This is a genomic window from Rhizobacter sp. P3_C12, from assembly GCF_056402735.1.
Map to the genome: position 1 here is coordinate 1 of NZ_JBFUGW010000116.1, position 19,563 is coordinate 19,563.

The window sequence follows — 19,563 nt, forward strand, 5'->3', positions numbered from 1 at the left end:
GCGCCGAACTGCCCAGGCATGGCGTCCAGGCGCGGCCGGTGTGGCTGCTGCCGCAGGCGATGCCGCTGCCGCAGAAGCAGTCGCAGCCGATGCTCGACGGCCACCTGCTGCAGCTGCTGGCCGGGCCGGAACGCATCGAGGCCGGCTGGTGGGACGGCGACGCGGTCGAGCGCGACTACTTCATCGCGCAGCTGCCCGATGGCGCGCTGGTGTGGATCTACCGCGCGCGGCTGCCGCTGTCGGCGCAGTCGGAGGGCGAGGGGTGGTTCCTGCAGGGGCGGTTCGGATAGTCCGAATTTCAAGCTGGTAAATTGGTCAAAATTTTCACCAAAGAAGTGAGTGACGCCAAACTTACCCCCGTCCTGCAACGTCAGCTGCTGCTGCAATTCGGCGACCGACTCAAGCGCCTGCGCAAGGGGCAGGGCTTGGGCACGGTCGAGATGGCAGCGCGCGTGGGGATCACCCGGAACACCCTGAGGGCCGTCGAGTCGGGTGACCCGGCGCCTTCGATCGGGACCTATCTGCAGGTCATGTCTGTCCTGGGCATCAGTGGTGACTTGGCGCTCTTGGCGGGGGATGCGTTGCAGCCGGCGCCGTCAGGGTCGGCTGCAGCGAACTCACGCCGTGCGCGACCTTTGGTGCAAGTGCGAGTTTCGACAGATTCGTCGCACCACCTGATCCAGGATCTGCAAAGCATGGCCCTGCATGAAGAAGCTGTCCGACGTGCTCGCGCCGATCCGCGGCTGGTGCGGCAAGCGCAGGACACACTGCAGCGCTGGCTCGACGCCGGAGAGTCGCGGTCCGCGGGTTTGTGGCGGGAATGGCAAGACATCCTCCTTCATGAGCGGTGGCGGAAGATCCTGGGTCGAACACGGCGTGCGCAGGAACTTCGCCAGGCTTCGCCGCTGGTCACCGTGTTGCCCGATGACGTGCGGCGTGACGTGCTGGCTCAGGTGAGCCGGCTGAAGAAGGGTGTCATGTTCGGTGATGTGGAGCAGCAGGAGAATCCGTGACACGGGAAGAACTCGAGCACATCATCCGCGCGTCCACTTCATGCACCCGAACTCGCCGAGAAGATCGAAGGGGCCATTGGCGAGGGCTCGACCTTTCATGAGTCCTACGGGTACTACGCCCAGGGGGTTGGTCCTGAAACAGCCATGTTGCCTGCAGAGTGGATGAGTCGCGTGCATCGAATTCAGAATGGCAACACCAACGACCGGGTGGGTTACTGCCTGGATGTCCTGGACCTCTTCATGTCGAAGGCGTGGGCTGGTCGAGAGAAGGAGCGCTACTTTTGCCGGGCGCTTGTGGCGCATGGGCATGTCGAGCCGGATCAAGCTCTCGCTCAAGTGGCACACATGCCGCTGGACGAGAAGCAGCAGCGTGATCTGCGCGCGCGCATCCGCCGCTGGAGCAAGGCCGCAGGCAGCTGAGTTCCCGATGACGGTCAGCGCGGCTTCAGCGCCAGCTTCAACAGGTTGCTGCGCTGCCACGCCTCCACCTCCTCGTTCAGCAGGAACAGCGTGCGCGGGTGCGTCTGCGCCCAGCCTTCGGTGAAGCCGAGCGTGGCCTGCCGGCCGCCCAGCTGCAGCTGGAGCGCAGTCGGGTCGACCGGCCCGCGCGCATGGCACTTGATGATGGCCAGCCGCAGGCACAGCACCTGGGCCGCGAAATCGGTGTTCGCGAGCTGCGRCTCCACCTTGCGCAGGCCGCCGCGCTGCGCCAGCACCAGCTCGGCGAGCCGGCGCTGCTGAGATTGCGAGAAGCCCGCCGCATCGACATTGCCCAGCACGTAGGCGCTGTGCCGATGGTGGTCGTGGTGCGAGATCATCATGCCCATCTCGTGCAGCGCGCAGGCCCAGCGCAGCTCGCGCGCCTGGATCGGGCTGCGCTGCGGCGCCACGCTCGCATGCAGCGCATCGGCCACGCTCGCGACGCGCCAGGCCTGCGTGGTGTCGACCTCGAAGCGCCGCTGCATCTCCACCACCGAAGCGTCGCGCATGTCGTGACCCTCGCGGTCGCGCGATTCGGCATGCAGCCGCTCGTCGAGGTCGAAGATCACGCCCTGGCGCAGCGCGCCGCGCGCCGGCTGCAGCAGCTGGATGCCGAAGTGCGTCGCGAGCGTGTACAGGATCGCGAGGCCGCCGGCGATCACCGCGCGGCGGTCTTCCTTCAACCCGGGCAGGCTCAGCTTGTCGATGCGGCCGGCCTTCAGGCACTGCTCGATGCACCAGCGCAGGCCGTCGGGCGTGATCGCGCCGTCGGTGATGCCGCTTGCCTGCAGCAACTGCGACACCGCGCCGGCCGTGCCCGACGAACCCAGCGCCTCGCGCCAGTGCTGCGGCGCGAAGGGTGACAGCGCTTCCTCGAGCTCGGCGCCGGCGGCCACCTGCGCGGCGCGGAACGCGGCCTCGCTGAAGCGCCCGTCGGCGAAGTAGCGCATCGACAGGCTGACGCTGCCGACCTGGAACGACTCGGCGCGCAGCGGCGTGCGGCCCTGGCCGAGGATCATCTCGGTCGAGCGCCCGCCGATGTCGATCACCAGCCGCGGCTCGTCCGACGGCTGCAGCCRCGCGACGCCGGCATAGATCAGCCGCGCTTCCTCGCGGCCCGAGATCACCTCGATCGGATGGCCCAGTACCTCCTGGGCGCGCAGCAGGAAGGCGTCGCGGTTGCGCGCCTCGCGCAGCGTCTGCGTCGCGACCGCGCGCACCTGGCCCGGTGCATAGCCGCGCAGGCGCTGCGCGAAGCGGCCCAGGCAGGCCAGGCCGCGCAGCGTCGCGTCTTCGGTCAGCAGGCCCGACTTGTCGAGGCCGGCGCCGAGGCGAACGGTCTCCTTCAGGTAATCGATGCGCTTGTAGCGGCCGGGGCTGAGTTCGCCGATCTCCAGGCGGAAACTGTTCGAGCCCATGTCGATGGCCGCAAGGTGGTCGGGGAATCGGCTGGTCATCGCGCGATTCTCACTTGGTTTGCACGCAGACCTCGTCGTGGCCAGGGACTGCGCCCAGAAAATAGAATCGCGCCCACTCACACGCATCGTCCAGGGGGACCGCCATGCTCATCACCGCAGGCCAGGGCTATGCCGCATCGGTGCAGCCGATCACCGCCCACGCCATCGCCACCGATGCCCACGGCCTGGCCGCCGGGCCGGTGGAGATCCCGGTCGGCGGGTTCTCGATGCCCGCGTACTGCGCGATGCCGGCCGGCGGCACCCGGTTGCCGGTGATCGTCGTGGTCAGCGAGATCTTCGGCGTGCACGAACACATTGCCGACGTGGCGCGGCGTTTCGCGAAGCAGGGCTACCTCGCGATCGCGCCCGAGCTGTTCGTGCGCCAGGGCGACGCGAAGGCCTACACCGATGTCGCGCTGCTGCACGCCGAGCTGATCAGCCAGGTGCCCGACGCGCAGGTGCTGAACGACCTGGACGCCACCGTCAGCTGGGCGGCGACGCAGGGCGGCGATGTGTCGCGGCTGGGCGTCACCGGCTTCTGCTGGGGCGGGCGCATCACCTGGCTGTTCGATGCGCACAACGCGGCGGTGAAGGCGGGTGTCGCGTGGTACGGCAAGCTCGCGACGCCGGCCACCGAACTGCAGCCGCGCCGCCCGCTCGACATCGCCGGCCGGCTGCACGGCCCGGTGCTGGGCCTGTACGGCGCCGCCGACACCAGCATCCCGCTTGACACGGTTGATAAGATGAAATCAGCCTTGGACGCGGGCAATGCCGCGGCCCGGGCCTCCGAGATCGTGCTCTACCCCGACGCGCCGCACGCCTTCCACGCCGACTACCGGCCGAGCTACCGCCCCGAGGCCGCCCAGGACGGCTGGCGGCGCTGCCTGGATTGGTTCAAGGCGCACGGCGTCGCCTGAACGGCCTCTCTGCTTTTGCCCGAGCCGCGCACATCGCGCGGCTTTTGTTTGATCGAGTCCCATGACCCTTCTCTACATCGTGCTCGCGACCTTTGCCGGCGGGCTGCTGTCGGTGCTGCTCGCCGCGAGCCTGACGGTCAACGTGCTGGGCCGCATCGTCCACCACCTGGTCAGCCTGTCGGCCGGCGTGCTGCTGGGCACCGCGCTGCTGAACATCCTGCCCGAGGCCTTCGAGAGCAAGGCCAGCCCGCAGAGCCTGTTCATGACGCTGCTGGCCGGGCTGCTGTTCTTCTTCCTGCTCGAGAAGGCGGAGCTGTACCGCCACGGCCATCACCATGAAGGCGACGAGCACCACCACCACCACGGGTTCGACAAGCACCAGGCCGGCCGCGGCGGCTGGACGGTGCTGCTGGGCGACAGCATCCACAATTTCTGCGACGGCATCATCATCGCGGCCGCCTTCCTGACCGACACGCGGCTCGGGATGTTCACGGCGCTGGCGATCATCGCGCACGAGATCCCGCAGGAAGTCGGCGACTACATCGTGCTGCTGAACGCCGGGCTGTCACGCCGCAAGGCGCTGCTCTACAACGCGATGTCGGGCATGGCCGCGGTGGTCGGCGGCGTGGTCGGCTACGTGGTGGTCGGGCCGTGGGAGGCGCTGTTCCCCTACCTGCTGGTCGTCGCGTCGAGCAGCTTCATCTACGTGGCGGTGGCCGACCTGATCCCGCAGCTGCAGCATCGCTTGTCGGCCAAGGACACGGCGGCCCAGCTGGCGTGGCTGGGCGTCGGGCTGGCGATCGTGATCTTCGTCGCCAGCCACGCGCACCATCACTAACGAACCACCAGCACCGGCACCTTGCTGTGCGTCAGCACCTTCTGCGTCTCGCTGCCCAGCAGCAGCGCACTGACGCCGCGCCGGCCGTGCGAGGCCATCACGATCAGGTCGCACTCCTGGCGGCGGGCGTGGTCGATGATCGCCTCCCAGGGGTGCAGCGCCTCCAGCGTGTGCGCCTCGCAGGGCACGCCCAGCGCGACGCAGTCGTCGCGCACCGCCTTGACCCGCGATGACGCGATGCGCTCCTGCGCGTCGAAGAACTCCTGCGGCGGCGTCGGCTGCATCTCCGAGATCGCGCTGTACGGGAACGGCTCCTTGACACTCACCGTGTAGACCCGCGCGTTGACCGATTTGGCCAGCGCGATGGCCGTGTCGGTCGCCTTCTTCGTGATGTCCGAACCGTCGGTCGGGACCAGGATGYGATGGAACATGGTCATCTCCTTGCAGTGGGAACTCTCGTGGGACCGTCTGGCGCCTCCAGTGTTCCCTGCACGGTAGTCCGCAGCTTGACGACGGTCAAACCCCGCTCACGAGCGGGGAGATTTCTCCATCGGGCGGCTGCTGTCGGATGACCATTCGCTCCACGAGCCCGGGTACAGCGCCGCGCCGTGCAGCCCGGCGATCTCCATCGCCAGCAGGTTGTGGCAGGCGGTCACGCCCGAACCGCACTGGTTCACGACCTCGGCGGGCGCGCGGCCGCCGAGCGCAGCCGTGAACTCGGCGCGCAGCTGCCCGGCCGGCTTGAAGCGGCCGTCCGCCTGCAGGTTGTCCTTGAAGAAGCGGTTCTTCGCGCCGGGGATGTGGCCGGCCACCGCGTCGATCGGCTCGACCTCGCCGTGGTAGCGCTCCGGCGCGCGGGCGTCCAGCACCAGCAGGTCGCCCAGGCGCTGCTGCAGGTGCTGCGCGTCGATCGTCGGCCGCTGCGGCACTGTGTCCGGGTAGAGGGCGGCCGGCACCGGCTGCACGATCTCCTGAGACATCGCCCCGCCGGCGGCCTGCCACGCGGCGAGCCCGCCATCGAGCACGCGCACCTCCCGGTGGCCCATCCACAGCAGCACCCACCAGGCGCGCACCGCGTACATCGCGGCCTGCCGGTCGTACACGACGACCTCGCGCCCCGGCACGATGCCGATGCGGCCCATCCAGCGCGCGTAGTCGGCGCGGTCGGCGAGCGGGTGGCGGCCGTTGCGGCCGGTCTTGGGGCCGGACAGGTCCTCGTTCAGGTTCACGTACAGCGCGCCGGGAATGTGGCCTTCGCGGTGGCTGCGCTCGCCGGCCGCGGCATCGGCGAGGTCGAAGCTGCAGTCGAGCACCAGCGGCGGCTGGGGCTGGGCGAGCGCCTGTTGCAGTTCGGCGGCGGAGATCAGCGGCGGTCGGATCATCGGAGGGGCCTTTCAGCTTTCGGGCAGGACGGAGATGTCGCGTTGCGGGGGGGATTCCTGGCGCAGCCGCGTCGCGGCGAGCCCGGCGCCGACGATCAGCACCATGCCGGCCAGCGCCATCCAGGTCACCGGGTCGCTGAAGACCAGCACGCCGTACGCGAACGAGAACGCGATGCCCAGGTACTGCAGGCTCGCATTCACCAGCGTCTTGCCGGTGCTGTAGGCACGCGTCATCAGCAGTTGCGCCGAGGTCGCGAGCAGCCCGACAGCCAGCAGCAGCGCGGCGCCGATCCAGGTGTGGGCGTGCATGCCGGTCCACAGCATGCTGAGCGCGCCGGCCAGCACGCCGCCGAGCGAGAAGTAGAAGACGATGCGCGACTCGGGCTCGCCCGCCTTGCCGAGCGCCGAGACCTGCAGGTAGGCGGTGGCCGAGACCACGCCCGACAGCAGCCCGATCAGGCCGTGCCACAGCTGGTTCTCGGCGATCGTCGGGCGCAGGATCAGCCCGACGCCGATGAAGCCGGTCAGCACCGTCGCGATCAGCCGGCCGTCAACGCGGGCAGTGCCCAGCACCGCGGCGCCGCCGATCAGGAACAGCGTCATCCACACCGACGACATGTAGTTCAGCGTCATCGACGTGGCCAGCGGCAGGTTGCTGATCGAGTAGAACCACAGGCACAGCGCCGACACGCCGGTCAGGCTGCGCCAGAAGTGCATCGAGGGCACGTTGGTGCGCAGCGTGCCGCCGCGCCAGCGCGTGAGCGCCGCCAGCAGCAGCGTGCCGGTCAGGCCGCGGTAGAAGACGATCTCGCCCGGCGGGTAGTAGGCGGAGGCGAGCTTCACGCAGACCCCCATGCTGGCGAACAGGAACGACGCGAGGATCATCAGGACGGGGGCGGAGCGCATCGGGCGATTCTCGCCCGATGCGCGATGTCCCGTCAGACGGCCAGCTTCATCGCCTTGCGGTACCAGGCATGGAACTCCTCCATGCCGTCTTCCATCGGCGTCTGGTAGGGGCCGACCTCGTTGTCGCCGCGCTCGTGCAGCGCACGCCGGCCCGCATCCATGCGCAGCGCGATCTCGTCGTCCTCGACGCAAGTCTCGAGGTAGGCCGCCTGGTTCGCGTCGACGAACTCGCGCTCGAAGGCGGCGATCTCTTCCGGGTAGAAGAACTCGACGACGTTCAACGTCTTCTGCGGCCCCTTCGGGTACAGCGTCGACACCACCAGCACGTGCGGATACCACTCGACCATCACGTTCGGGTAGTAGGTGAGCCAGATCGCGCCGTGCGCCGGCACCGGGTTGTCGAAGCGGCCGCTGCGGAACGCCAGCACCGCGTCGTGCCACTTGCGGTAGGTGTCGGAGCCGGCCTTCGCGAGCGCGTTCTTCGGGCCGACCGTCTGCACCGAATGGTGGCGGCCGAACTCCCAGGCCAGGTCGTCGCAGCTGACGAACTGGCTCAGCCCCGGGTGGAACGGGCCGACGTGGTAGTCCTCCAGGTAGACCTCGATGAAGGTCTTCCAGTTGTAGTCGCACTCGTGCATGTGCACGCGGTCGAGCACGTAGCCGCTGAAATCCAGGTCGGCGCGCGGGCCGAGCGCGGCCAGGTCGGCGGCCACGTCGCGGCCGTTGGCCTCGAAGACCAGGCCGTTCCAGGTCTGCGTCTTGTAGCGGTTCAGGTGCAGGCAGGGGTCGGCCGGGAAGTGCGGCGCGCCGATCAGCTGGCCCTTCAGGTCGTAGGTCCAGCGGTGCAGCGGGCACACGATGTGGCTGCCGGTGTTGCCGCGCCCGCGCAGCATCACCGCCTGCCGGTGCCGGCAGACGTTGGAGATCAGCTCGATCCCCTGTGCGGTGCGCACCAGTGCGCGGCCCTCGCCCTCCTGGGGCAGGGCGTAGTGGTCACCGATGTCGGGAACCGCGAGTTCGTGCCCCAGGTAGCGGGGCCCATGCTGGAAGATGAGCTCCATCTCGCGGCGATGGAGGTCGTCGTCGAAGTACGCGGAGACGGGGAGTTGGGCGCTGTGGGGTTTGCTTTGGCGCTCGAGAGCTGGAAGAGCGAGGCTCAGGTCGGACATGATCCCGAGGGTCTCCTATAACCGATGTGAACGTGCCACCACGGGGCGCTGCCGGGGGTGGGAGGTCTCGCTGCGCACGGCGCGTTGGAACCAGCGAGGGCGGGATTGTAGCCGTGGCGCCGCAGGTCGTCCCTCTTTGGGGGGATGAAGTGATGAAGCGGCCGCTCGGGCCTGGGTCTCGGGATGGTCGCTGACTACAATGCTCGTTTTTGTGTCACGACATGCCGAAGACCTCTTCCACACCCGCGCAGACCGATGCGCCCGCCAGCTACGAAGACGCCCTGTCCGAGCTCGAGCGCCTGGTCGTCGCGATGGAGGGTGGGCAGCTTCCGCTGGAGAAGCTGCTTGAAAGCTACAAGAGGGGTGCAGATCTGCTCAATTACTGCCGCGAGCGCCTGAGCGCCGTCGAGCAGCAGGTGCAGGTGCTCGAAGAAGGCCAACTGAAGCCGTGGTCCGGGGGATGAGCTTGATCGAATTTGATGAATGGGCGCGTGCCGAGCTGGAATCGGTCGAAGCCGCGCTGTCGCGCTGGGTGCCCGCCGAGGCCCCGGCCGGACTCGGCCAGACGATGCGCTACGGCGTGCTCGACGGCGGCAAGCGGCTGCGCCCGCTGCTGGTGCTGGCGGCGGCCCGGGCGGTCGACGGCCAGTGCGAGGCGGCGTTGCGGGCCGCCTGCGCGGTGGAGCTGATCCACGCCTACTCGCTGATCCACGACGACATGCCCTGCATGGACAACGACGTGCTGCGCCGCGGCAAGCCGACGGTGCACGTTCAGTACGGCGAGGCGCAGGCGATGCTGGCCGGCGACGCGATGCAGGCGCTGGCCTTCGAGGTGCTGACGCCCGGCGAGGGCGTCGAGCCGGCGCTGCAGGCCCGCTTGTGCTCGCTGCTGGCGCGTTCGGCCGGCCATGCCGGGATGGCCGGCGGCCAGGCGATCGACCTCGCCAGCATCGGCGCCACGCTCGACGAGCACACGCTGCGCGACATGCACCACCGCAAGACCGGCGCCCTGCTGCAGGCCAGCGTGCTGATGGGGGCGGCCTGCGGGCGTACGAATCCGGTGGCCTGGCAGGCGCTGGCGGAGTATGGTGACGCCCTGGGCCTCGCGTTCCAGGTGGTCGACGACATCCTCGACGTGACGCAGGCCTCCGAAACCCTCGGCAAGACCGCCRGCAAGGACATGGACAACAACAAGCCGACCTACGTCAGCGTGCTGGGCCTGGAGCCCGCGCGCCGGCATGCCGCGCAGCTGCGCGACCAGGCCCATGCGGCGCTGTTGYGCAGCGGCCTCCCGAGCACCGGCCTGCTGGGCATGCTGGCCGACAAAGTGGTCGAACGTGACTCCTGAACCGCCGATGAACCACACCCTGCTGCACACCATCCAGAGCCCGGCCGACATCCGCCGGCTGTCGCGCCTCGAGCTCAAGCAGCTGTCGAGCGAGTTGCGCGACTTCCTGCTGCACAGCGTCGCCGAGACCGGCGGGCACCTGTCGTCCAACCTTGGCACGGTGGAGCTCACCGTCGCGCTGCACCATGTGTTCAACACGCCGCACGACCGGCTGGTGTGGGACGTGGGCCACCAGACCTACCCGCACAAGATCGTCACCGGCCGGCGCGAGCGCATGCCCACGCTGCGCCAGGCGGGCGGGCTGTCGGGCTTTCCGCGGCGCGACGAGAGCGAGTACGACACCTTCGGCACCGCGCACTCGTCGACCTCCATCTCGGCCGCGCTCGGCATGGCGATGGCCGCCAAGCTGAAGGGCGAGGAGCGCCGCTCGGTCGCGATCATCGGCGACGGCGCGATGACCGCCGGCATGGCCTTCGAGGCGCTGAACAACGCCGGCGTGTCGCAGGCCAACATGCTGGTGGTGCTGAACGACAACGACATGTCGATCTCGCCGCCGGTCGGCGCGCTGAACAAGTACCTGGCGCGGCTGATGAGCGGCAAGTTCTACGCCGCGGCGCGCGAGGGCGCGAAGTCGGTGCTGAAGAACGCGCCGCCGCTGTTCGAGCTGGCACGCCGCTTCGAGGAGCATGCGAAGGGCATGGTCGTGCCCGGCACGATCTTCGAGGAGTTCGGTTTCACCTACGTCGGCCCGATCGACGGCCACGACCTCGATTCGCTGGTTCCCACGCTCGAGAACCTGCGCGACCGTCCGGGCCCGCAGTTCCTGCACGTCGTCACGAAGAAGGGCTACGGCTACAAACTGGCCGAGGCCGATCCGGTCAAGTACCACGCGGCGTCGGGCAAGTTCGACCCGGCCGAGGGCTTCCCGAAGGCCAAGCCGAGCAAGCCCACCTTCACGAACATCTTCGGCCAGTGGCTGTGCGACATGGCCGAGAAGGACAAGCGCCTGATCGGCATCACGCCGGCGATGCGCGAAGGCTCGGGCATGGTCGAGTTCGAGAAGCGCTTCCCCGAGCGCTACCACGATGTCGGCATCGCCGAGCAGCATGCGGTGACGTTCGCCGCCGGCCTGGCCTGCGAAGGGCTGAAGCCGGTGGTCGCGATCTACTCCACCTTCCTGCAGCGTGCGTACGACCAGTTGCTGCACGACGTGGCGATCCAGAACCTGCCGGTGGTGTTCGCGCTCGATCGCGCCGGCCTGGTGGGCGGCGACGGCGCCACGCATGCCGGCGCCTACGACATCGCGTTCCTGCGCTGCGTGCCGAACATGAGCGTGCTCGCGCCGGCCGACGAGCGCGAATGCCGCCAGCTGCTCACCACCGCGTTCGAGCAGGACCACCCGGTCGCGGTGCGCTACCCGCGCGGCGCCGGCGCGGGCATCGCGATCGATCCCGAACTGAGCTCGTTGCCCTGGGGCAAGGGCGAGGTGCGCCGCCGCGGCGAGCGCATCGCGATCCTCGCCTTCGGCACCTTGCTGTACCCGGCGCTGGCCGCCGGCGAGGCACTGGGCGCGACGGTGGCCAACATGCGCTACGTGAAGCCGCTCGATGTCGCGTTGGTGGCCGAGCTCGCACGCACGCACGATGCGATCGTCACGGTCGAAGAGGGCTGCCTGATGGGTGGCGCCGGCAGCGCGGTGCTGGAGGCCTTGCAGGCCGAGCGCATCGAGATCCCGGTGCTGCAACTGGGCCTGCCCGATGTCTTCGTCGAGCATGGCGACCCGGCCAGGCTGCTGGCGGCCTGCGGGCTGGATGCGGCGGGCATCGAGCAGTCGATCCTGAAGCGCTTCGGCGCGCGGCCGGCGCTCGTCAGGCCCGCTGCCACCCACCGCTGAGACCGTTTGAACGGCGTCGTCAAGTCCTTTCGCGCCGTGTGCGCACTGATTCCTGTCATCCTTCAGGCCGTTGACAGATAGAAGTCCGACATGAATCACATGACGAATTTGAAAGACGCGCTGCACATCCCCGACACGCAGAGCGAGCGCGACGAGCGCCATCTGGCGATCCAGCGCGTCGGCGTGAAGGACGTGCGCTACCCGCTGCAGCTGAAGTTCGGCAAGGCCGTGCAGCCGACGATCGGCCAGTGGGAGCTCGACGTGGCGCTGCCGGCCGAGCAGAAGGGCACGCACATGTCGCGCTTCGTCGCGTGGCTCGATGCGCTGCACGAACCGCTGGATGCCGATGGCCTGAAGCTGCGCTTCGCCGAGATGCTCGAGAAGCTGCACGCGACGCACGGCCGCGTCGAGGTGAAGTTCCCGTTCTTCATCCGCAAGCGCGCGCCGGTGTCGGGCGTCGAGAGCCTGCTCGACTACCAGGGCAGCTGGGTCGCCGAGATGCGCGACGGCAAGCCGGTCGTGTGGTCGCAGGTGCTGGTGCCGGTGAAATCGCTGTGCCCGTGCTCGAAGGAGATCTCCGACTACGGCGCGCACAACCAGCGCTCGCACGTGACGATCCGCGCCGAGCTGCTGCAGGACGTGCCGTGGGGCGAGCTGGTGCGCTTCGCCGAGAACGCGGCGTCGAGCGAGATCTGGCCGATGCTCAAGCGGGCCGACGAGAAGTGGGTCACCGAGCATGCGTACGAGAACCCGAAGTTCGTCGAGGACCTGGTGCGCGACGTGGCGCTCGGGCTGAACGCCGACCCGCGCATCGGGCGCTACACGGTCGATGTCGAGAACTTCGAGTCGATCCACAACCACAGCGCCTTCGCCCGCATCGAACGCCTGTGAGCGGCGCGATCCGGAGGGCATTCCGGGTAGCATCCGCGCACCTATGAACTGGCCCTACGAATTACAGATCGGCGTGCGCTACACGCGCGCCGGTCGCACCGGCCGTCGCAACGGCTTCATCTCCTTCATCTCCGGCGTCTCGATGCTCGGCATCGCGCTCGGCGTCGCGGCGCTGATCATCGTGCTGTCGGTGATGAACGGCTTCCAGAAGGAAGTGCGTGATCGCATGCTGTCGGTCGTCGCCCACGTCGAGGTGATGGACGGCCAGGGCCAGGCGCTGCCCGACTGGCACCTCGCCGCGAAGCAGGCGCGCGAGAACCCGCAGGTGATCGGTGCCGCGCCGTTCATCGCGGCGCAGGCGCTGATCGCACGCGGCGACGACATGCGCGGCGCGATCGTCCGCGGCATCTCGCCGGACGACGAGGCCACCGTCACCGACCTCGCCGCGGAGATCAAGGACAAGACCTTGTCCAAGCTGGTGCCCGGCGAGTGGGGCATCGTGCTCGGCATCGAGCTCGCGCGTTCGCTCGGCGTGCACGAGGGCGACAAGATCACGATCGTCGCGCCGGGCGGGCAGGTCACGCCGGCCGGCGTGGTGCCGCGGCTCAAGCAGATGACGGTGGTCGGCACCTTCAACGCCGGCCACTACGAGTACGACAGCGGCCTCGCGATGATCCACGTCGACGATGCCGCCAAGCTGTTCCGCACCGACGGCCCGACCGGCGTGCAGCTGCGCCTGAAGGACCTGTTCCAGGCGCGCGATGTCGCCGAGCAGCTGTCGCAGGCCTTCGGCCCGCAGTTCATCGTCAGCGACTGGACCCGCACCAACCGCAACTGGTTCTCCGCGGTGCAGCTCGAGAAGCGGCTGATGTTCATCATCCTGACGCTGATCGTCGCGGTGGCCGCCTTCAACCTCGTCTCGACCCTCGTGATGACCGTCACCGACAAGCAGGCCGACATCGCGATCCTGCGCACGCTGGGCGCGAGCCCGCGCTCGATCATGGGCATCTTCATGGTGCAGGGCGCGGCCTCCGGCATCATCGGCACGCTGTCGGGCGTCGGCTTCGGGCTGCTGATCGCGCTGAACATCGACGTGATCGTTCCCTTCATCGAGCACCTGCTGCGCACCAGCTTCCTGCCGTCGAGCATCTACCTGATCAGCCGCATGCCGAGCGACCCGCAGGCCGCCGACATCGTGCCGATCACGCTGATCTCGCTCGTGCTGTCGTTCGTCGCGACGCTCTACCCGAGCTGGCGCGCGAGCCGCGTGCAACCGGCGGAGGCGCTGCGCTATGAGTGACTCGCGCGAGCTGGTGATCGATGCGCAGGCGCTGCACAAGCGCTTCAGCGAAGGCGGGCTGGATGTGCACGTGCTGCAGGGCGTGGCGCTGAGCGTGCGGGCCGGCGAGACGGTGGCGGTGGTCGGCGCGTCGGGCTCGGGCAAGAGCACGCTGCTGCACCTGATGGGCGGGCTCGAGGCGCCGACCAGCGGTGCGGTGCAGCTGAAGGGCCGCGATTTCTCGCACATGAATGCGACCGAGCAGGGTGTCTGGCGCAACCGGCACCTGGGCTTCGTCTACCAGTTCCACCACCTGCTGCCGGAGTTCACGGCGCTCGACAACGTCGCGATGCCGCTGCGCATCCGCCGGCTGACGCAGCCCGAGGCGCGTGAGCAGGCGCAGGCGGTGCTCGCGCAGGTGGGGCTCGCTGCGCGCGTGCACCACCGGCCGTCGGAGCTGTCAGGCGGTGAGCGCCAGCGCGTGGCGATCGCGCGGGCTTTGGCCGGCAAGCCGGCCTGCGTGCTGGCCGACGAGCCGACCGGCAACCTCGACCGCGAGACGGCCGATGGTGTGTTCGCGTTGATGCTGGAGCTGGCGCGCAACCAGGGCACGGCTTTCGTGATGGTCACGCACGATGAGGGGCTGGCGAAGCGCTGCGACCGGGTGCTGCGGCTGAAGCAGGGGCGGCTGATCGACTGAGCCGATCAGTGTCGATGCGGGTTGCCATCGCGGGAGCGATGGCATGTCGCACGTGGCCCCGTCGTCGTGGATCCCGTAGAGGTACGCGAGGGCGAAGAGACGGCTCGTGCTGGAACCGAATCTGCGTTCTGGCCACTCATGCGGTGTCCGAATCGGCAACCTGCGATGCGCGGGCTCAGTTCGGACATGCATCGTCTCTGCAACTTCTCAAAAATCGGACTGGCCATGAACACGCGAATACCAGGAAGGCTCGACGGCCTGCGCAGGAACCCCGTATGAACACGGACATCAACCTATCACGGAGCAGTTCTGTCAGCGGGCAGGAAGACCGCCTGGAGGATCAAGAACAGAAGGGGACTGTCGGCGACGAGGTGAGGGAAGTCCGGTCTTGTGCCAGGAGTTGCCTGAAATCGCTTGCCCAGTGTTTGGCGGGTACGGCGGTGGTTGTGGGCGTCCCAGCTCTTGTTGCGAATCTAGGGGTTTTGGGGTGCGGGGTGGGAATCGTACTCAATGAATTCAACTGCAGCACGGAGGCGGCAGTTGGCTTGGCAGGTGTCGGACTGACAACAGGCTTGGTCAGCACTGGAGCCTATTTCCTGCAGAGGGAGCTGGTCAAAAGACTTTCCGGTCAGCAGCCATCGCAGGGAGCTTCGGCGGATGACCCCAGCCAATCAGGTTCAGCGTCCTCGTCTTCTTCGCGAGGGTCCGAATCGTTGGTGGAGCTGTCATCGCAGGTGCCGCCGCAAGAGTACGAGGGCCAGGAACTCGATCCGTGATTTCCGGCATTCTCATTCGCCTGCCCGTTCCGCCACTTGCGCAGCGGTCGGCGAGGCGGCGATGCAGCGAGTGTGAATCAGGAGCGCTCGAGTGTCTCGTCACCTGGACTCTGGCCGAAGCATGCCGGCATAGATTCCGGGCGACGAGCCCTCGATCACGACGGCGCCGACCGTCTTCTCGTAGAACGCCTTCGGCCCGGCGCTGCCGATGACCGCATAGGCGTAGCCGAGTTCGCGTTGCGCATGCAGCGCGGCCAGCAGCAGCGCCCGCCCGACGCCCTGGCCTTGCACCGCATCGAGCACGCCCTCGGGCCCGAAGAAGTTCTTGCAGGTCGCGTCGTGGCACGCGAAGCCGACGATCTGCTGCTCGCGAACCGCGATGAAGCAGGCGACGGGCAAGCGCCCGATCGCGACGTCGATCTCGGCCACCCAGCCGGGGAAGTGTTCAGCCGCCCAGGCCAGGATGCGCGGCTTCTCGGGCGCGAGCGCCCGCCGCACGATGATGCCGTGGCGGTGCACGGCGGCCAGCGCGTCGTCGAGCGGTGGCAGCTTGTAGAGCGTGACGAGCATGTCGGACATGGCTACAGGATGGCCCGGTAAGGGCTCAGCAGTTTGGTGGTCTGGACGAGGCCTTGACGCAGCAGGACTTCTACGTAGAGATCCACGGCGGACCTCACTCGTAGCCCATCTTCAGGTTCTGCGCCTGCCGCGCCAGTTCGGCCAGCGCTTCCTCGCTGTCGCGGAGGCGCTGGTTCTCGAGCGCGATCAGGTCGGCCGCTTCTTGTGTCGTCAACGTGGCATGGACGGGAACCTCTTGCACGGCGTTGCCATCCGCGAGTTCTCCGGAGGTCTGCACATCCCGTTCGCTGGGCAACATCAAGACACCCTCGCCGGCAAGACGACGCGAAAGAAATCGTCGGATTCTTCCAGTCGCGCATCCTGCCCCGCGAACGCCCGCGTCAGCGGAACGATCTTGCGCCGCACACCCATGCTGCGGTGGTCGACGTAGCCGTAGTCGCGCATCACGTCGACCACGATGCCGTTGCGCGCCGAGCGCTGTCCGGCCAGCACCTTGTCGACGGTCATCGAGTTCTGAAGCCGTCCTGGGCTGGTCACCTCCAGGCGATCGACGTAGTTGACGACCTCCACCTGGGTCGATCGCGTCCAGTCACGGTGCACCAGCGCGTTCAGCACGGCCTCACGCAGGGCTTCGGGCGCATAGCGGTCCTTCGACTCGCGGCGCAAGCCTTCTTCGAGCCGCGGCTGCGGGTCCGAAACGAAGGGGCGCATGCGGCTCATCAAGCGCTCGACCAGACCGTCCTCGACACGCTCGCGTGGCCGACCGTCGTGCCCGCCGCGCCACAGCGCCAGCAGCGGACCATCGATGACGACGTCGTCCTGCGCCTGGTAGTCCATGTCGGTGTCGGGAAACGACATCCAGCGCACACCCGCCTGTCGAAGTGCGCGCCGCGGACTGCGGCCGAACAGCACCAGCCCGGCGATGCTGGCGCTCGGGCCACCCGCGGAGGAGGGCGTGAGGAAGCCGAGGCCCAGCAGGCGCTGCTCCCATTCGGCATCGGTCTGGGGCAGGACGAGGTCGCCAGCAATAGACAGCAGGTAGTCCGCGAGGCGGTCGCGGTCCAGGTCGATCAGGCCGGTTCCCGAAACAGGAAGGACTTCGCTGTGCAGCATGCCGCCGCTCTCGAACAGCTGGGCCTGCTGCTCCCGTGTCGCGAGCCGCGAGGTCGTGCCGACACGCACGTAGACATCCTCGCGGTCGTTGCTGCGCAATACGTAGGGTTTGGCGGTGCCCTCGGCCACGGTGATGACGGCCACCCGCAGCCCGTCATCCAACGTCACTTCTTCGTAGAACGGCAGGATCATCGGGTGGACGCAGCGTCCGAACACCGCATCCATGACCCAGCGTTCCAGGTTCGGCCGATGTTCGTTGGGCCGGATGCCGCTGATCGTGCCGTCATCCTCGACGCCTAGCAGCACAACGCCGCCGCGAAGATTGGCCAGCGCGACGATCTCCTTGCCCAGCTGTTCCGGGCGGACGTCGTCGCGCTTGAACTCGACACCGGAACTCTCTCCGTTCGCGATCAACTGCAGCAGCTCTGTCTTCAGCATGGTGGCTCTCTGCGGCCCGATTCAATGTCCGCAATGCTGCAGTATGCCAACGGCCAAGCCGCGACTGGCTCCATCCGGCAGAGAAGCCCAAGGTGGTCACAGGCTGTGACCACCTTCGAAAAGCCTACTTCGTGTTCGTCACGATCGTCACCCGCCGGTTCTCCGGCGCCGCCGGCACCGCGCGGTTCAGCAGGTCGTGGTCGCCCTTGCCCTCGGCCTTCAGGCGGTCGGCGGCAATGCTGTGCGTCGTCACCAGGTAGTCGCGCACGCTCTCGGCGCGCTGCTGGGACAGCACCATGTTCGCGTCGGCGTTGCCGCGCGGATCGGCATGGCCTTCGACGTTGAAGCTGTAGTCGGCCAGCCGGTCGTTCTTCAGCGCGCCGGCCACCACGTCGAGTTGCTGCTTCGCCGATTCGGTCAGCTCCGACGAGTTCGTCAGGAACGTGATCAGCAGCGAGGCGCTCGCCTTGCGCTCCGGCGCCGAGACGCCGGCGCCGTCGCGGCTCACCTTCAGGCTGCGCGTGACGACCGGCTCCGGCGGCGGCGTCAGCGCGTCCAGCAGGTTGGCCTCGGTGACCTTGTTGCCCTTCAGCACCCGGGTGTCGCCCATGTCCTGGGCGCGCAGCGGCGCAGCCAGCAGCGGGGCGGCCAGCGCGGCAGCCAGGACCAGGCCGGCAGTGCGGCGCAGCGAAGACGACTTGAAGCTCAGCGTGTCCATCAGGGACCTCCGTACAGATTCCGCGATCATGACCGCTGCCACCCCCCATCGGAAGCGACCAAGGTCACGCATCCCACGATCAAGGGGCCGCCTTGCCCGCTCCATCGCCCAGCGTGTCGTCTTCCCACAACCCCGACATCCGCGTGGTTTCCGACGGGTCGCCGACCCACACCGCGATCGCGGTGTAGTTGTCCTGCTTCGGCTTGGCCGCGGCGCGGATGCTCTCGCCCATGCGGTCCAGCCAGTCCCCGGCCGAATCGGCGGCGGCGAAGGCCGACTCGATCGCCCGCTTCGAAAACAAATCCCACCAGCCGTCGGAGCACAGCAGGAAGGCGTCGCCATCCTCGATCGGCATGTGGGTCTCCAGCGTGCTCGGCTCCACCGGCCCCTCGGTGCCCATCGCGCTGAGCAGCTGGTTCTTGTGCGGGTGGTCGATCGCCTCTTCCGGCGTCAGGTAGCCGGCGTCGACCATGCGCTGCACGACGCTGTCGTCGCGCGTCACGTGGCACACGCGGCCGTGGCGCAGCATGTACAGGCGCGAGTCGCCGACGTGCGTCCACAGCGCTTCTTCGCGCCGCATGTCGATCCACAGCGCGACCAGCGTCGCGTGCATGCGCTCGGCGCTGCGCTTGCCCTGCTGCTGCTCGTTGATCGCCGCATGCGTGTCGCACACCAGCTGCGTCAGGTACTCGGGTGTCGCCTGCGTCGCCGACTGCAGGCCGAGCGCCGTCATGCGCACCACCATGTCGGAGGCGACGTTGCCGCCCCGGTGCCCGCCGGCCCCGTCGGCCAGCACGGCATAGCAGAACGGCCCGCTCACGCCATGGCGCAGGTCGTCCTCGTTGCGGCTTCGCCCGCCTACCTCGCTGCGGGCGGCGATCTCGACTTGCAGCATGGGCATGCGTCCGTCAGGTGCGGCCCGGATGGCGCTCGGCGTCCAGGCGGTCCAGCTGGTCTTCATAGGCCTTGATGAAGGCCTTGCCGAACAATTCGTGGAAGTCTTCCTGGGCGTCTTCGTGGATGCGCTGGTAGTGCTGCAGGTACAGCTCCCACAGCTTGGCGCGGCGGTTCATCGGCAGCACGCTGTCGAGCACGCTGTTGCCGGAGAGCTTGCCCTCGAGCTGCGAGGGCTCGAAGCGCTTGAGCACGCCTTCGAGCGCTGCGCGCATGCCCACCATCGTGCCGATCGCGTGGCCGACCAGGTCGTCCATCGCATCGTGCACCGCGGCCGGGCCGACCATGAAGCCGCGCATCGGCGGCTGCAGCAGCTGCTCGATCGCGGTGCCGGCATCCGGCGAGAACTTCAGCGGGTTGTTGTTGCGGGCCTGGATCATCGTCACGTCGGCGCGCAGCTCCTGCTTGGCGGCGGCCCGCGTGGMGACCAGCTTCAGCGTGCCGTCCACCGAATGGCGCAGCAGCTCGCCGATCACCTTCATCARCGCCGGGTTCAGGCCCTGCGGCGGCTGCAGGTGGATGCCGGCGCCTTCGCAGAACGCGGCCCACAGCGCCTCGGGCGTGGTGTCGCCGGCGGCGTAGGCCGGGGCGGTCGCGGGCGGACGCATGACGGGCGGTGCCACCGGCGTGGGCGGCATCGGCGTCAGCGGCATCGGGGCCGAGGTCATCAGCGACGGCCGGGCCGGCCGCACGCCGGGCATCGTCGTCGTC

General features: G+C 68.4%; 21 protein-coding genes and 2 pseudogenes. 12 read left to right on the forward strand and 11 right to left on the reverse strand.

Annotated elements, in window-relative coordinates; genetic code table 11:
* The 3 genes and pseudogenes from AC1DXV_RS18330 to AC1DXV_RS18340 form a co-directional block, all read left to right on the forward strand.
* A pseudogene (locus tag AC1DXV_RS18330) lies at positions 1–290 on the forward strand (Y-family DNA polymerase); the annotation flags it as partial.
* Positions 291–311: 21 nt separating this feature from the next.
* Complete coding sequence (locus AC1DXV_RS18335) at positions 312–1,013, forward strand: helix-turn-helix transcriptional regulator (RefSeq protein ID WP_477872924.1); 702 nt, start codon at positions 312–314, stop codon at positions 1,011–1,013.
* 144 nt (positions 1,014–1,157) lie between these two features.
* Positions 1,158–1,433, forward strand: a complete 276-nt coding sequence (locus AC1DXV_RS18340; RefSeq protein WP_477872926.1) for a hypothetical protein — start codon at positions 1,158–1,160, stop codon at positions 1,431–1,433.
* 14 nt (positions 1,434–1,447) lie between these two features.
* On the opposite strand, the gene AC1DXV_RS18345 is transcribed toward AC1DXV_RS18340, so the two are convergent.
* Complete coding sequence (locus tag AC1DXV_RS18345; RefSeq protein WP_477934854.1) at positions 1,448–2,950, reverse strand: Ppx/GppA phosphatase family protein; 1,503 nt, start codon at positions 2,948–2,950, stop codon at positions 1,448–1,450.
* Positions 2,951–3,054: 104 nt separating this feature from the next.
* Between AC1DXV_RS18345 and AC1DXV_RS18350 the strand changes: the two genes are divergently transcribed.
* The gene (locus AC1DXV_RS18350; RefSeq protein ID WP_477872454.1) at positions 3,055–3,867 is read left to right on the forward strand and encodes a dienelactone hydrolase family protein; all 813 of its coding nucleotides are present in this window, start codon (positions 3,055–3,057) and stop codon (positions 3,865–3,867) included.
* Between the two features lie 61 nt (positions 3,868–3,928).
* Entirely contained in the window at positions 3,929–4,705 is a 777-nt protein-coding gene (locus AC1DXV_RS18355; RefSeq protein ID WP_047510053.1) for a ZIP family metal transporter, read from the forward strand.
* Here AC1DXV_RS18355 and AC1DXV_RS18360 read toward each other — a convergent pair.
* The 4 genes from AC1DXV_RS18360 to AC1DXV_RS18375 all read right to left on the reverse strand — a co-directional run bounded on the left by AC1DXV_RS18360 (position 4,702) and on the right by AC1DXV_RS18375 (position 8,162).
* Positions 4,702–5,136, reverse strand: a complete 435-nt coding sequence (locus tag AC1DXV_RS18360) for a universal stress protein (protein WP_477934856.1) — start codon at positions 5,134–5,136, stop codon at positions 4,702–4,704. The two genes, AC1DXV_RS18355 and AC1DXV_RS18360, sit on opposite strands and share 4 nt — an antisense overlap.
* A gap of 96 nt (positions 5,137–5,232) precedes the next feature.
* Entirely contained in the window at positions 5,233–6,087 is an 855-nt protein-coding gene (locus AC1DXV_RS18365) for a sulfurtransferase (RefSeq protein ID WP_477934858.1), read from the reverse strand.
* Positions 6,088–6,099: 12 nt separating this feature from the next.
* Positions 6,100–6,993 (reverse strand): DMT family transporter, encoded by an 894-nt coding sequence (locus AC1DXV_RS18370; RefSeq protein WP_465111236.1) that lies wholly within the window; start codon positions 6,991–6,993, stop codon positions 6,100–6,102.
* Between the two features lie 32 nt (positions 6,994–7,025).
* Positions 7,026–8,162 (reverse strand): aromatic ring-hydroxylating oxygenase subunit alpha, encoded by a 1,137-nt coding sequence (locus AC1DXV_RS18375; protein ID WP_477872315.1) that lies wholly within the window; start codon positions 8,160–8,162, stop codon positions 7,026–7,028.
* A gap of 221 nt (positions 8,163–8,383) precedes the next feature.
* Here AC1DXV_RS18375 and AC1DXV_RS18380 point away from each other — a divergent pair, with 221 nt between their 5' ends.
* The 7 genes from AC1DXV_RS18380 to AC1DXV_RS18410 all read left to right on the forward strand — a co-directional run bounded on the left by AC1DXV_RS18380 (position 8,384) and on the right by AC1DXV_RS18410 (position 15,050).
* Complete coding sequence (locus AC1DXV_RS18380; protein WP_477872313.1) at positions 8,384–8,626, forward strand: exodeoxyribonuclease VII small subunit; 243 nt, start codon at positions 8,384–8,386, stop codon at positions 8,624–8,626.
* On the forward strand, positions 8,623–9,510 hold the full coding sequence (locus AC1DXV_RS18385) for a polyprenyl synthetase family protein (protein ID WP_477934860.1): 888 nt from the start codon (positions 8,623–8,625) through the stop codon (positions 9,508–9,510). Before AC1DXV_RS18380 ends, AC1DXV_RS18385 begins: the two co-directional genes overlap by 4 nt.
* 7 nt (positions 9,511–9,517) lie before the next feature.
* Positions 9,518–11,404 carry a 1-deoxy-D-xylulose-5-phosphate synthase gene (gene dxs, locus AC1DXV_RS18390; protein WP_477934862.1) on the forward strand — a complete coding sequence of 629 codons (1,887 nt, stop codon included), beginning with the start codon at positions 9,518–9,520 and terminating at the stop codon, positions 11,402–11,404.
* A 99-nt stretch (positions 11,405–11,503) separates the two neighbouring features.
* Positions 11,504–12,295 carry a GTP cyclohydrolase FolE2 gene (gene folE2, locus AC1DXV_RS18395; RefSeq protein ID WP_477869297.1) on the forward strand — a complete coding sequence of 264 codons (792 nt, stop codon included), beginning with the start codon at positions 11,504–11,506 and terminating at the stop codon, positions 12,293–12,295.
* A gap of 43 nt (positions 12,296–12,338) precedes the next feature.
* A complete protein-coding gene (locus AC1DXV_RS18400) occupies positions 12,339–13,595 on the forward strand; it encodes a lipoprotein-releasing ABC transporter permease subunit (RefSeq protein WP_047584554.1) in 1,257 nt (418 codons plus the stop codon).
* Entirely contained in the window at positions 13,588–14,274 is a 687-nt protein-coding gene (gene lolD, locus AC1DXV_RS18405) for a lipoprotein-releasing ABC transporter ATP-binding protein LolD (protein ID WP_477869299.1), read from the forward strand. Before AC1DXV_RS18400 ends, lolD begins: the two co-directional genes overlap by 8 nt.
* A gap of 275 nt (positions 14,275–14,549) precedes the next feature.
* The gene (locus AC1DXV_RS18410; protein ID WP_477934864.1) at positions 14,550–15,050 is read left to right on the forward strand and encodes a hypothetical protein; all 501 of its coding nucleotides are present in this window, start codon (positions 14,550–14,552) and stop codon (positions 15,048–15,050) included.
* A 99-nt stretch (positions 15,051–15,149) separates the two neighbouring features.
* Here AC1DXV_RS18410 and AC1DXV_RS18415 read toward each other — a convergent pair whose 3' ends face one another.
* The 6 genes and pseudogenes from AC1DXV_RS18415 to tagH all read right to left on the reverse strand — a co-directional run bounded on the left by AC1DXV_RS18415 (position 15,150) and on the right by tagH (position 19,553).
* Complete coding sequence (locus tag AC1DXV_RS18415; RefSeq protein WP_477870152.1) at positions 15,150–15,629, reverse strand: GNAT family N-acetyltransferase; 480 nt, start codon at positions 15,627–15,629, stop codon at positions 15,150–15,152.
* Between the two features lie 94 nt (positions 15,630–15,723).
* Positions 15,724–15,906, reverse strand: a pseudogene (locus AC1DXV_RS18420) (DNA-binding protein); the annotation flags it as partial.
* A 20-nt stretch (positions 15,907–15,926) separates the two neighbouring features.
* Positions 15,927–17,180: an RNA/DNA-binding domain-containing protein gene (locus AC1DXV_RS18425; RefSeq protein WP_477870154.1), complete on the reverse strand. Its 1,254-nt coding sequence runs from the start codon at positions 17,178–17,180 to the stop codon at positions 15,927–15,929.
* Positions 17,181–17,304: 124 nt separating this feature from the next.
* Complete coding sequence (locus AC1DXV_RS18430) at positions 17,305–17,898, reverse strand: OmpA family protein (RefSeq protein ID WP_477870156.1); 594 nt, start codon at positions 17,896–17,898, stop codon at positions 17,305–17,307.
* A 79-nt stretch (positions 17,899–17,977) separates the two neighbouring features.
* Positions 17,978–18,799 (reverse strand): PP2C family protein-serine/threonine phosphatase, encoded by an 822-nt coding sequence (locus AC1DXV_RS18435; protein WP_477870158.1) that lies wholly within the window; start codon positions 18,797–18,799, stop codon positions 17,978–17,980.
* Between the two features lie 7 nt (positions 18,800–18,806).
* Positions 18,807–19,553, reverse strand: coding sequence for a type VI secretion system-associated FHA domain protein TagH (tagH, locus tag AC1DXV_RS18440; protein WP_477934866.1), 747 nt, complete (start codon positions 19,551–19,553; stop codon positions 18,807–18,809).
* Between the last annotated feature and the right edge of the window lie 10 nt (positions 19,554–19,563).